Origin of the sequence: Nocardia sp. NPDC050717, from assembly GCF_040654275.1 — a bacterium.
Taxonomy (GTDB): domain Bacteria; phylum Actinomycetota; class Actinomycetes; order Mycobacteriales; family Mycobacteriaceae; genus Nocardia.
In genome coordinates, this window is sequence record NZ_JBFAHR010000034.1 from 1 (window position 1) to 12,168 (window position 12,168).

Genomic DNA, 12,168 nt, shown 5'->3' on the forward strand with positions numbered 1-12,168 from the left:
GGCCAACCCGGGCGGGGGGGGCGCGGTCCCCGGCCCGGGCCCCCGCGCCGCTTTTTCGTCACCGGACCGATGCTCGCGGTTGGGCGCAGGCCCCGCATCTGTCGTCGGCGGCGATTACCCTCGGCGTCGGCGCCGGTCGAACGCGGCGCCACCGCATCGTCCGCGCGTCGAAGAGGAGAGCTGCGATGAAGGCTTACGACCTGGGTTTCGGAGATTCGGCGGACAAGCTGGCGGAGACGCCCGGCGGGGAGCCGATGACCCTCGACGCGCCGGTGCGCGCGGGCTGGATCGGGAGCGAGGGCCCCGCGATCGATCCGGCCACCTGGCCGCGCGGACCGGTCACCGGGCTGCCGATGATGCACGCGCTCACCCTGCGGCTGCCCGCCGACTTCCAGCGGCGTGGCCCGGGATTTCCCGCCATCGCCTTCTTCCAGGGCGAGGGGCAGTTCGCCGACGCCAACGATCCGGTGGTGCCCGACGCGAACTCCGACGATCCGGTCGCGCGCGATCTGGTGGCCACCCGCCTGCACTCCCAGCTGCAGCTCCTGCACGACGAGATCGGCGGGGTGTTCGCGCTGATCTGGCTCACCGAGGAGGAGTTCGCGGGCGGTCCGGTCGCCCCGCCCGCCGACGTGCGCGCGCCCGGCTCCCCGGTCGCGAGCGACGAGGGCTGTAATGCCTGGGACGACATGCACCCCACCGTCGGCGTCTGGCTGGCCGAGCGCGTCGCCGATCCCAATGTCGGCATCCCGCCGGTCGAGTACGAACCCGATACGCGGTACCAGGACCCGCTCACCGAGGATTCCGGCTGGACCCCGTGGGCCGAACCGCTGTTCGGCCGCTCCCATCTGGGCGGCACGGCCTTCCCCGTCCAGGCCCTGCCCGAGGGCCTGACCCCGTTCTACCTGGAGATCGAGGAGGTCTCGGGCCTGAACTTCGGCGGCGGCAACGCCCAGCTCGACCTGGAATCGGGCGTGTTCGACTGGGCCTGCGGCTAGGGCTCAGTCGACCATCGCCGGGCGGTCGTCGTCGGGGTGCGCCCCGCCGACGACCTTCGGCGGCCGGATGGTGTGCGAAACCTGTTCGGCGGCAGGAACATCGAGGATGATCGGTTCGATCGGTTCGATCGGCGCAGGCGGCTCGGTCCGGAGCAGCCGGACGACCCCGACCAGGACCAGCAGATAGATGATCACGTAGACGTTCATCAGCAGCTGGATGCCCGGCCACCACGGCGGCAGCAGGAACGTGCCGACGCTCACCCAGGTGGGCGTGTAGGTGTAGGTCCAGGCCGCGATGGCGACGTACAGCGCCGCGGCGGCGAACCACCAGCGGCCACGGCCCTGCGCGCGATGGATCAGATACACCATCAGCGGCACGAACCAGACCCAGTGATGGCCCCAGGAATACGGGGAGACGGCGCAGGCGGTGAGCCCGCCCAGCGTCACCGACAGCAGCGGTTCACCGCGCCGGGCCAGCGCGGCCGCGAGCCACAGCGCGACCAGCGCCACCGGGACCGCGATCAGCAGCCACAGCCACAGCGGCGCGGGCCCGTGCACGAGGTGCGCGATCGCGCCGCGCAGCGATTGGTTCGACGGGTGGGCGTCGGGGGCGATGCGGCTGGACTGGAAGAACGTCGAGGTCCAGTACTGGTAGGAGTCGCGGGGCAGGACCAGCGCGGTCAGGCCGATGGTCGCCACGAAGGTGAGCGCCGCGGTGGCCGCGGCGCGCCACTGCCGCTGCGCGAGGTACTGGGCCACGAAGTACAGCGGCGTCAGCTTGATGCCCGCCGAGATGCCGACCCCGAGCCCGCGCAGCCTGCTGCCTTCGGGGCGGGAGAAGTCCCACAGCACCAGCAGCATCAGCCACAGATTGATCTGGCCGTAGTACAGCGTGGTGCGCACGGGCTCGGCGAAGGTGCAGGCCAGCGTGATCAACACGCTGACGAGCACCAGGCGCGAGGTCACCCGGTAGCCGAGCATCCGCCAGCTCTGCAGGACGACGCCGAACAGGACGAGCAGGTTGAGCCCCATCCAGGTGTTGGTGACCGCGCCCCACGGGATCAGCAGCAGTGGCAGGAACACCAGCGCCGAGAACGGGGTGTAGGTGTAGAGCAGTCCGAGATGGGTCGGCTCGATGTAGAGCGCCCGATCGTGCAGCACCCGCCAGCCGCCGTCGCGGTAGATGTGGACATCGAGACCGCCGGCCAGGATGCCACCGCTGATCATATGCGGGTCCATGGTGACGAACAACAGCGTCACGCCGGCGACGGCGGTGCCGAGTAGCAGGAGGAGCGTCGAGATCTTGTGCGGCAGCACCGCGCGTCGCGTTTTCTCCACCACAGCCGTGCTACCGCTCGGCTCGCATCGTATGCACGACTAAGAAGCTACCGCGCACCCTCGCGGGGTTCGCGTCGCGGCCCACCATTGGTAGGTGTTCCCTATCAGCTCGCGCCGGGGCGGGCCAGGTCAGGCGATGTCCATGGTCTCGCCTGACCCGGCGGCCGCCGTGGGCGCGGCAGACGCTACGCGGCGGGTTGCAGGACCAGCATGGTGTCGGCGCCGTGATGGAACTCGTAGCGCACCTTGCGCAACGCGGTGGGGATGCCCTTGTCGTGCAGTTCGGTGCGCAGGTGGCCGACCAGGTCGTCCAGCGGCGCGCCGGTGTAGTCGAGCAGGGGATACAGGCGGGCCTCCCCGGCGGTGACCCGCGACAGTTCGTGCAGTGCCGCCAGGTGGAATTCGGCGTCGAGGCGGTCGGCGTAGCTGAACAGCAGGTGCGAGCTCAGCGACAGGTCGAAGGACTTGTCCGGGAACGGTAGCTCCGGCAGGCTCGCCGCGATGTAGCGGTGCGGCTCGGTGCGCACGTCGGCCGCGAAGCGCCGCGCCGCGCCGCGGCGGATGGCGGCGTGCCCGTCGGGGGAGCCGTACCAGTCCCAGCGGTAACGGTGCGCGTTGGCGGCGGCCCACGCCACGGCCCGGTCGTTCTCGGTGACGGCGTCTTCGGCCAGATCGGTGGTGGGGCGCGCGTAGATGGGGTCGACCGCGGTGACCGCGGCGCCGAGCGCGCTGGCTTCCGCGGTGAAACTCGCCGCGCCGCCGGGACAATCGAGGATTCGGCGACCGGTGAGATCGTCGTCGGACAGGTGAAACATCGCGCGGTACTCGGCCAAAGATCTTGCGCTGACCAGAAATTCGCCGAGTACCTCGCCATCGGCGTGGTGCTTCATCTGCCAACGTTCTCATGAGATGCTTTCGCCCGGTAGCGAATTCACCGTTGTGGTCATGCGGATTGCACGACTCGACACGCTATGCCGAGGCGGTGAGCCTGCGCAGCGCCTTCGACACGACCTCGGGATCGGTGGTCTCCCAGTACGGCGGCAGCGAGGCGCGCAGGTATCCGCCGTAGCGGGCGGTCGCCAGGCGCGAGTCCAGGATGGCGACCACACCGCGGTCGTCCACGCTGCGCAGCAGCCTGCCGGTGCCCTGTGCGAGCAGCAGCGCCGCGTGATTGGCCGCCACCGTCATGAAGCCGTTGCCGCCGCGCGATTCCACCGCCCGCTGGCGCGCCGTGAGCAGCGGATCGTCGGGGCGCGGGAACGGAATGCGGTCCAGGATCACCAGACTCAGCGACGGGCCTGGCACATCGACGCCCTGCCACAGGGTGAGCGTGCCGAACAGCGAGGTCTCCGGGTCGTCGGCGAACTTGCGGACGAGCGCGCCCATCGAGTCGTCGCCCTGGCAGAGCACCGGGGTGTCGAGCCGCTGGCGCAGCGCCTCGGTGGCCGCCTTGGCGGCGCGCATCGAGGAGAACAGCCCCAGTGTGCGTCCGCCTGCCGAGGTGATCAGCTGCTCGATCTCGTCGAGATAGGCGGGCGAGAGGCCGTCGCGACCCGGCGGGGGCAGATGCTTGGCGACATAGAGGATGCCGGACTTGGCGTGATCGAACGGGGACCCGACATCGAGGGAACTCCAGCGCACCGACTCCATGTCGGCCGGCGCGGTGGCGCCGTTGGCCAGTGCGGGGTCGACCTTGCCCGCGGACTGCGACGGCAGCCCCCAGGTGATGGCGAGGCCGTCGAAGGAGCCGCCGATCTGCAGCGTCGCCGAGGTGAGCACCACCGTCGCGGTGCCGAACAGCCTGCTGCGCAGCAGCCCACCCACCGACAGCGGCGCCATCCGCAGGGTGCGCCGCGCGACGCCGCGGATCTCGTCGGCCGAGAGCCAGATGACATCGCGGCGCGCGGCCGGATCGGCCTCCTCGAACGCGGTGAGGGCGCGCACCGCGGCGTCGTGCACCTCGTCGATCGCGGCCACCGCCATGGTGCGCGCCGCCGCGTTGTCCGGATCGTCGGTGGCTTTGACGCTGCCCTGCGGGGCGATCGCGGTGCGCGCGTTCCACGCGGCGTCGCGGACCAGGGCGAGCACGGGGGCGATGCCGTCGGGCAGCTGGTCCCAGCGGCCGGGCGGCATGTCCTCGAGCGCCTCGTGGAAAGCCTCCGCGGCGCCTTCGAGCCGGTCGACCTCGCGTTCGTCGATCAGCTTGGTGCAGCGGCGGGCGGCGGCGCTGATCGCGGTCGCGGCCAGTTCGGCGGTCGCGACACCGGTGACCCGGTCGACCAGTTCGTGCGCCTCGTCGATCACCACGACATCGTGTTCGGGCAGGACCTGGATGCCGCTGATCGCGTCGATGGCGAGCAGGGCGTGATTGGTGACGACCACGTCGGCCTGCGCCGATTCCGTGCGGGCCTTCTCGGCGAAGCAGTCCTGGCCGAACTGGCAGCGGGTCTTGCCGAGGCATTCGCGCGAGGACACGCTCACCTGGCGCCAGGCCCGGTCGCTCACGCCGGGGGCGATCTCGTCGCGGTCACCGGTCTCGGTGTCGGAGGCCCACTCGTTGAGGCGCTGGACCTCGCGGCCCAGCTTGGAGATGGCGAACGCGTCGAACAGTTCGGCCTCGCCCGTGTCTTCCGGGATGACACTGTTGATCTTGTTCAGGCACAGATAGTTGTTGCGGCCCTTGAGGATCGCGAACTGCGGCGTGCGGCCGAGCGGCTTGCTCAGCGCCTCGGCCAGCCGCGGTAGATCGCGGTCGACGAGCTGACGCTGCAGCGCGATCGTCGCCGTGGAGACGACCACCGTGCGCCCCGTCCGCACCGCGTGCCGCAGGCTCGGCACCAGATAGGCCAGCGACTTACCGGTGCCGGTCCCGGCCTGCACGGCCAGGTGCTCCTTGGTGTCGATCGCGTGATCGACGGCGGTGGCCATGGTGGTCTGCCCGGTGCGCTCCTTCCCGCCCAGCGCGTGCACGGCGGTGGCGAGCAGTTCGGCGACGGGAGGAAGTTCGGGCACGCAGGCAGCTTATCCGCCTCCCACGACAAGTCCGTCCGCCTCAGTGCTCGCGGACGAAGTCGTCGAGGTTGGTGCGGATGTAGTCGAGGATGCGCTGTTCGAAGTCGTCCGGCTCGTTGATGTCGTAGATCTCGTCGGGGTCGTCGGCGCGGGCGCCGTCGGAGCGGCGGATGCGGCCGGGGGCGGCGAGGGTCTGGTGTTCGTCGTCGAAGAAGCGGTCGAGGTCGTCGTCGGGGGAGCTGGGGGAGAAGTCGCGGGCGGTGAGGACGGCGGCCGCGGCCAGTTGCGGCATGCCGGCCGCGCGCAGACCCCGTGTCGCCCAGGGGAGTTCGCTGCGCCGGGTGCGCAGGTAGCCGCTGAAGCCGGACTCGAGGACGGTGCTGTGCAGGCTCGACAGGGCCAGCAGGTGGGCGAAGGCGGGCGGCAGTTCGGCGAAGGCGCCGATGCCGCGCCGCCGCAGCTCCTCGGTGCCGGGGTTGGACCAGAACACGATGTCGGCGGCGTCGTGGATGCTGTCGACCCCGGCCAGCGCGGTCGTCAGCCGGTCGCGCGTCGGCGCCGGGAATCGGTAGTCCATGCGTGCAGGGTATCCGCGCCGCTCAGGCGGGCAATGTCCCGGACAGCTCGACCCCGGCATCGCGCAGCGTCGTGAGCGCGGCGGCGACGGTGTCCGGCGCGACACCGGCGGTGAGGTCGAGCAGCACCCTGGTGTCGAAGCCCGCGGTGCGGGCGTCCAGCGCGGTGGCGCGCACGCAGTGGTCGGTGGCGATGCCGACGACGTCGACGGTGTCGATCCCCCTGGCCCGCAGCCACTCGGCCAGCGAGGTGCCGTCGGCGGCGGAACCCTCGAAACCGGAGTAGGCCGCGGAGTACTCGCCCTTGGAGAACACCTCCTCCACCAGGCCCGTGTCCAGGGCCGGGTGGAAGTCGGCGCCGGGCGTGCCGACGCGGCAGTGCGGCGGCCAGGTGTCGACATAGTCGGGTTCGGCGGAGAAATGGGGGCCGGGATCGACGTGATAGTCCCTGGTCGCGACGACCGCGTCGTAGTTCTGCCCGGCGACGAACTCGCTGATCGCCGCGGCCACCGCCGCGCCGCCGGTCACCGCGAGCGAGCCGCCCTCGCAGAAGTCGTTCTGCACATCCACGATCACCAGGCCGCGTGCCATGCCATCCTCCACTTTCCGCCGGTCGCGTCGCAGCGCCGCTTCGCTGACGTCACCATTGTCCGCTGCCCGAGCCGACGCGGCCAGCCGTGTGCCGGCCACCGGTCCGGCCCATCCGGGGCGCAGCGACCGCGTGGTCCGGCCGAGCGGACTTCGCGCCCCTCTCGCTCACTGGAGTGCGGCCGGGCCGATGCAGCGGGCGCACCCGCTCGCCAGGTTCGGCCGAGCCGGCTTCGCGAGCCCACTCGCCCGGCCGGGAGCCGACGGGCGAGTTCATCCGAGGAACGTCGTCGGCACCGCGGGCTCACCCGCCGACAACTTCAACCCCTCCCAGGGCAGGCTGACCAATCCGCGCGCGACGAGCTCACGGCTCTGCGCCAGCGTGGCGACGCCCTCCACCACCGCGCCGGCGCGGACGAGCGGAACCTGCAATTCCCTGACTTGAAAACCGTTGGTGGACGGCGCTTCTCCCGACACCGGATAGACGATCTCCTCGACGATGGTGCCGGTCGCGCGCGCCAGGCGCACCGCCTTCTTGGTGCCGCCGCGCGACTGCTTGTGGCTGCTGCGCTTGGCGACCGGAACGCCCTCCACCTCGACCAGCTTGTAGACCATCCCCGCGGTCGGCGCGCCGGACCCGGTCACCAGCGAGGTGCCGACGCCGTAGACGTCGACCGGCTCGGCGCGCAGGGCCGCGATCGCGTATTCGTCGAGGTCGCCGGAGACCACGATGCGGGTGCCGGTGGCGCCGAGCCCGTCGAGCTGATCGCGGACCTGCCTGGCCAGCACGCCCAGATCGCCCGAGTCGATCCGCACGCCGCCGAGCTCGGTGCCGGCGACCTCGATCGCGGTGGCGACGCCCCTGGTGATGTCGAAGGTGTCGACCAGCAGCGTGGTGCCGACGCCGAGCGCCTCGACCTGGCTGCGGAAGGCGGCCGCCTCGTGCTCACCGTCGGCGCCGCTGTGCAGCAGGGTGAACGCGTGCGCGCTGGTCCCCGCGCCCGGGACGCCGAAGCTGCGCACGGCTTCCAGATTGGAGGTCGCGTCGAAGCCGGCCAGATAGGCGGCGCGCGAACTCGACGGCGCGGCCAGCTCGTGGGTGCGGCGCGAGCCCATCTCGATCATCCGTCTGCCCGCCGCCGCGCTCACCATCCGCGCCGCCGCCGAGGCGATGGCGCTGTCGTGATTGAGGATCGACAGGATCAGCGTCTCGAGCAGCACACATTCGGCGAAGCTGCCGCGCACGGTCAGGATCGGCGAGCCGGGGAAGTACAGCTCGCCCTCGGCGTAGCCGTCGATGTCGCCGGTGAAGCGGTAGGCCCGCAGCCAGTCGACGGTGGCCGGGTCGAGGAACGTCGCCGCGATCGCGAGCTCGGGCTCGCCGAAGCGGAATCGGGTCAGTGCCTCCAGCACCCGGCCGGTGCCCGCGACCACGCCGTAGCGGCGGCCGTTGGGCAAGCGCCGGGCGAACACCTCGAAGGTGCACGCGCGATGGGCCGACCCGTCGGCCAGCGCGGCGGCCAGCATGGTCAGCTCGTACTGGTCGGTCAGCAGCGCGGTGCTGGCCTCGTCACGGATCTGCACACCCGAAACTGTAGTCACGCCGGGTGTTGTTTCTGTGGGGCCGCGTCGTACCCTGGGGTTTATGGCCGTGTGCAATCCCGTTCGAGCCGGCGCCGCCACCGACGCCGTGAACGCCGCACTGTCCGCGGCGCAGGCGACTCCGGAGGCCGTCGAGAACACCGAGATCCTCGAGGCCGAGGACCGACCGTGGGTCACCGTCGTCTGGGACGACCCGGTGAACCTCATGCACTACGTCACCTACATCTTCCAGAAGCTCTTCGGCTACAGCAAAGCCAAGGCGACCGAGCTGATGCTGCAGGTGCACAACGAAGGCAAGGCGGTCGTGTCCTCCGGCTCCCGCGACAAGATGGAACAGGATGTGCGGCGGCTACACGCCGCGGGGCTCTGGGCGACCATGCAGCGCGACGACTGAGTACCGTGTAACCCTGTGCGGAAGTGGAGCAGGAAGAACTCACTGAGTGGCCTCAAACTGCGGTCCGAGATGGACGAGCACGAGGCCACGGTTCTCCGCTCCCTGATCGGCGCCGTCTCCGGCCTGCTCAGCGATCGCGCCGCCGAGACCCCCGAGGACGAACTCGCCGCCCTCACCGGCCTGCGCACCGGCAACTCCACCCCGCCCGACGACCCGCAACTGCTGCGCCTGCTGCCCGATTTCCACCGCGCCGAGCCGGGCTCGCCCGACGCCAAGCGCGCCGACCTCAACGCCGCCCTGCGCAGCCTGCACGAGCCCGAGATCATCGACGCGAAGCTGGCCGCGGGGCGGGTGGTCCTGGACAGCTGTCCCGAGGCGGGCGGCAAGATCGTGCTCACGCCGGAGCAGGCCGACGCGTGGCTGGCCGCGCTCACCGATGTCCGCCTCGCGCTGGGCACCCTGCTCGACATCGATGACGACACGCCCGACCACTTCGACCCGAGCGATCCGCGGGCGCCGCATCTGGACGTCTACCACTGGCTGACCTGGATGCAGGACTCCCTGCTCCAGGCGCTCGCCCCCTGATCTCCCTGGCCGCGCGCCGGTGATCGACCGCGCGTTCGCGCCGTCCGCCTCGCCGCGCATCCCGAAGTAGGGTCGAGGGATGCGCAGCGTCCCCGGCCCCCGAAACGCGATCACCGATGTGGCGGGCGTGCTGGTCGGCCATCATCAGGTGCTCGACGACGAGGTCACCCTCGGCACCGGCGCCGCGACGGGCTGCACCGTGATCCGGGTCCCCGGCGGCGCGACCGCCTCGGTGGACGTGCGCGGCGGCGGGCCAGGCACCAGGGAAACCGACCTGCTCGATCCGGCCAACACGGTGCGTCAGCTGAACGCGGTGCTGCTCACCGGCGGCAGCGCCTACGGCCTTGCCGCCGCCGACGGCGTGATGCGGTGGGCGGAGGAGCACGGCGAGGGCATCCCGATGGACCCCACCGACCCCGGCCGGGTGGTGCCGATCGTGCCCGCCGCGGTGATCTTCGATCTGCCGGTGGGCGCGTGGGACATCCGCCCCGACGCCGAATTCGGCTTCCGCGCCGCCGAGGCCGCCTCGACCGAGTTCGCGCGGGGCACGGCGGGCGCGGGGGTCGGTGCGCGGGCCGGTGCGCTCAAGGGCGGAATCGGTTCGGCGAGTGTGGTTCTCACCGAAGGTCCGGGCGAAGGGGTCACCGTCGGCGCGGTGATCGTCGCCAATCCGGTCGGATCCGTGGTCGATCCGCGCACCGGCCTGCCGTGGGGCACGGGCACCGACGGCCCCGAATTCTTCGGTCTGCGCCCCGGCACCGACGCCGAGATCGCCGCGCTCAACGCGCTGCCGGTGAAGAGCGTCGTGCTCAACACCACGATCGGCGTGATCGCCACCGATGCCGCGCTCGACCCGATCTCGTGCCGCCGCCTCGCCGCCACCGCGCACGACGGGCTGGCCCGGGCGATCCGGCCCGTGCACTCCCCGCTCGACGGCGACACTTTGTTCGCGTTGTCGACCGGCGCGATCGAGGTCGCGCCCGTCCCGCTGCCCGGCGCCTTCCCCGGCGATCTGCTGCTGCTCGACGACCTGTGCACGGCCGCCGCGGTGGCGGTGGAGCGCGCGGTCGTCGACGCGGTGCTCAGCGCGACCTCGATCGCGGGCATCCCCGCCTACCGTGATCTGTTCCCGCGCTGATGGGGACCGGTGTGCGCGGCGCGAGGAATACCCGAATAGGGTGAGTCGTTGTCGAGGTGGTGCTCGACAGCACGCTGGACGGTTGTGGAAAGGGTCGAGAAGTGCTGGTGATCAGGGCCGATCTCGTGGACGCGATGGTGGCGCACGCGCGCGCCGATCACCCCGACGAGGCCTGCGGGATCATCGCGGGCCCCGAGGGCAGCGACCGGCCGGAACGCTTCGTCGCCATGCTCAATGCCGAACGCTCGCCCACGTTCTACCGCTTCGACTCCGGCGAACAGCTCAAAGTCTGGCGCGCGATGGACGACGCCGACGAGACCCCCGTCGTCATCTACCACTCGCACACCGCCACCGAGGCCTACCCGAGCCGCACCGACATCTCCTACGCCTCCGAGCCGTTCGCGCACTACGTGCTGATCTCCACCCGCGACCCGGAACAGCACGAACTGCGCAGCTACCGCATCGTCGACGGCGAGGTCACCGAAGAACCCGTCCGGGTCGTCGAGTCCTACGACGCCTGAACCCCACCGAACCGAGTCACACCCGAGGAGTCCCCATGCCGGTAACCGTGTCCATTCCGACCATCATGCGAGGTCTCACCGGAGGCGAGAAGCGCGTCCAGGGTGAGGGCCAGACCCTCTCGGCGCTCATCGAGAACCTCGACGCCAACCACCCCGGCCTGGCCGAGCGGCTGCTCAAGGACGGCAAGCTGAATCGCTACGTCAACATCTACGTCGACGACGAGGACGTGCGCTTCGCCGGCGGTCTCGACGCCGAGGTGCCCGCCGACGCGTCGGTCACCATCCTCCCGGCCGTGGCCGGCGGCGCGTTCTGACGTGGCCCGCTACGAATCGCTGATCGCGACCCTCGGCAACACGCCGCTGGTCGGGCTGCGCACCCTGTCCCCGCAGTGGGACGGTGACGATCACGTCCGGCTGTGGGCCAAGCTCGAGGACCGCAACCCCACCGGCTCGATCAAGGACCGCCCCGCGCTGCGGATGATCGAGCAGGCCGAGGCCGACGGGCGGCTCACGCCCGGCTGCACCATTCTGGAGCCGACCAGCGGCAACACCGGGATCTCGCTGGCCATGGCGGCCAAGCTCAAGGGCTACCGGATCGTGTGCGTGATGCCGGAGAACACCTCGGTGGAGCGGCGTCAGCTGCTCACCATGTTCGGTGCCGAGATCATCGATTCGCCCGCGGCGGGCGGCTCGAACCAGGCCGTCGCGATGGCCAAGGAGATCGCCGGGCAGAACCCGGACTGGGTGATGCTGTACCAGTACGGCAACCCGGCCAACGCGCTTGCGCACTACGAGACGACCGGCCCCGAACTGCTCGCCGACCTGCCCGAGATCACCCACTTCGTCGCTGGCCTCGGCACCACCGGCACCCTGATGGGCACCGGCCGGTTCCTGCGCGAGCAGGTGCCGGGCATCGAGATCGTCGCCGCCGAACCGCGCTACGGCGAACTCGTCTACGGACTGCGCAACATCGACGAGGGCTTCATCCCCGAGCTCTACGACGAGACCGTGCTCACCACACGGTTCTCCGTCGGCCCGTACGACGCGGTCAAGCGCACCAGGGAACTCGTCGGCGAGGAGGGCATCTTCGCCGGGATCTCCACCGGCGCCATCCTGCACGCCGCGCTCGGCGTGGCGAAGAAGGCGCAGAAGGCGGGCAAGCGCGCCGACATCGCCTTCGTCGTCGCCGACGGCGGCTGGAAGTACCTGTCCACCGGCGCCTACGACGGCACCCTCGACGAAGCCGAGGAGAAACTCGACGGGCAGCTCTGGGCTTGAGTTGTTGGAGCGCTGGCGCGCTCGAGTCGCGGCCCCTTGGTGTCCCGCTGCCGGTGACCACGTAGTCGACCCGAACGTCGAACACGTGCGCGCCGATCCAGTCGGTGAGGGGATGCAGCGCCGCCCACTTGGCGACCCC

Annotated in this window: 13 protein-coding genes; 7 read left to right on the forward strand and 6 right to left on the reverse strand. The window is 70.9% G+C overall.

Going from position 1 to position 12,168, the window contains the following annotated elements:
- Positions 1–185 precede the first annotated feature (185 nt).
- Positions 186–998: a hypothetical protein gene (locus AB0H56_RS31775; RefSeq protein ID WP_357170481.1), complete on the forward strand. Its 813-nt coding sequence runs from the start codon at positions 186–188 to the stop codon at positions 996–998.
- A gap of 3 nt (positions 999–1,001) precedes the next feature.
- On the opposite strand, the gene AB0H56_RS31780 is transcribed toward AB0H56_RS31775, so the two are convergent.
- The 6 genes from AB0H56_RS31780 to AB0H56_RS31805 all read right to left on the reverse strand — a co-directional run bounded on the left by AB0H56_RS31780 (position 1,002) and on the right by AB0H56_RS31805 (position 8,095).
- Entirely contained in the window at positions 1,002–2,336 is a 1,335-nt protein-coding gene (locus AB0H56_RS31780) for a glycosyltransferase 87 family protein (RefSeq protein WP_357170484.1), read from the reverse strand.
- A gap of 185 nt (positions 2,337–2,521) precedes the next feature.
- Entirely contained in the window at positions 2,522–3,226 is a 705-nt protein-coding gene (locus AB0H56_RS31785; protein ID WP_232997013.1) for a methyltransferase domain-containing protein, read from the reverse strand.
- 79 nt (positions 3,227–3,305) lie between these two features.
- Positions 3,306–5,348 carry an ATP-dependent DNA helicase gene (locus AB0H56_RS31790; protein WP_357170487.1) on the reverse strand — a complete coding sequence of 681 codons (2,043 nt, stop codon included), beginning with the start codon at positions 5,346–5,348 and terminating at the stop codon, positions 3,306–3,308.
- A gap of 40 nt (positions 5,349–5,388) precedes the next feature.
- Positions 5,389–5,925 carry a hypothetical protein gene (locus AB0H56_RS31795; RefSeq protein WP_357170490.1) on the reverse strand — a complete coding sequence of 179 codons (537 nt, stop codon included), beginning with the start codon at positions 5,923–5,925 and terminating at the stop codon, positions 5,389–5,391.
- 22 nt (positions 5,926–5,947) lie between these two features.
- Positions 5,948–6,514, reverse strand: coding sequence for an isochorismatase family protein (locus AB0H56_RS31800; protein ID WP_357170494.1), 567 nt, complete (start codon positions 6,512–6,514; stop codon positions 5,948–5,950).
- A 270-nt stretch (positions 6,515–6,784) separates the two neighbouring features.
- On the reverse strand, positions 6,785–8,095 hold the full coding sequence (locus tag AB0H56_RS31805; protein ID WP_357170497.1) for a nicotinate phosphoribosyltransferase: 1,311 nt from the start codon (positions 8,093–8,095) through the stop codon (positions 6,785–6,787).
- Positions 8,096–8,156: 61 nt separating this feature from the next.
- On the opposite strand from AB0H56_RS31805, the gene clpS reads away from it, so the two are divergent.
- The 6 genes from clpS (at position 8,157) to AB0H56_RS31835 (ending at position 12,029) form a co-directional block, all read left to right on the forward strand.
- The gene (clpS, locus tag AB0H56_RS31810) at positions 8,157–8,507 is read left to right on the forward strand and encodes an ATP-dependent Clp protease adapter ClpS (RefSeq protein WP_280348755.1); all 351 of its coding nucleotides are present in this window, start codon (positions 8,157–8,159) and stop codon (positions 8,505–8,507) included.
- Positions 8,508–8,522: 15 nt separating this feature from the next.
- Positions 8,523–9,092 carry a DUF2017 domain-containing protein gene (locus AB0H56_RS31815; RefSeq protein ID WP_110041582.1) on the forward strand — a complete coding sequence of 190 codons (570 nt, stop codon included), beginning with the start codon at positions 8,523–8,525 and terminating at the stop codon, positions 9,090–9,092.
- Between the two features lie 79 nt (positions 9,093–9,171).
- The gene (locus AB0H56_RS31820; RefSeq protein WP_357170502.1) at positions 9,172–10,230 is read left to right on the forward strand and encodes a P1 family peptidase; all 1,059 of its coding nucleotides are present in this window, start codon (positions 9,172–9,174) and stop codon (positions 10,228–10,230) included.
- A gap of 101 nt (positions 10,231–10,331) precedes the next feature.
- Entirely contained in the window at positions 10,332–10,751 is a 420-nt protein-coding gene (locus tag AB0H56_RS31825; RefSeq protein ID WP_280348760.1) for a M67 family metallopeptidase, read from the forward strand.
- Between the two features lie 35 nt (positions 10,752–10,786).
- On the forward strand, positions 10,787–11,065 hold the full coding sequence (locus AB0H56_RS31830; RefSeq protein ID WP_357170505.1) for a MoaD/ThiS family protein: 279 nt from the start codon (positions 10,787–10,789) through the stop codon (positions 11,063–11,065).
- A 1-nt stretch (position 11,066) separates the two neighbouring features.
- On the forward strand, positions 11,067–12,029 hold the full coding sequence (locus AB0H56_RS31835) for a cysteine synthase (protein WP_357170508.1): 963 nt from the start codon (positions 11,067–11,069) through the stop codon (positions 12,027–12,029).
- Positions 12,030–12,168 lie beyond the last annotated feature (139 nt).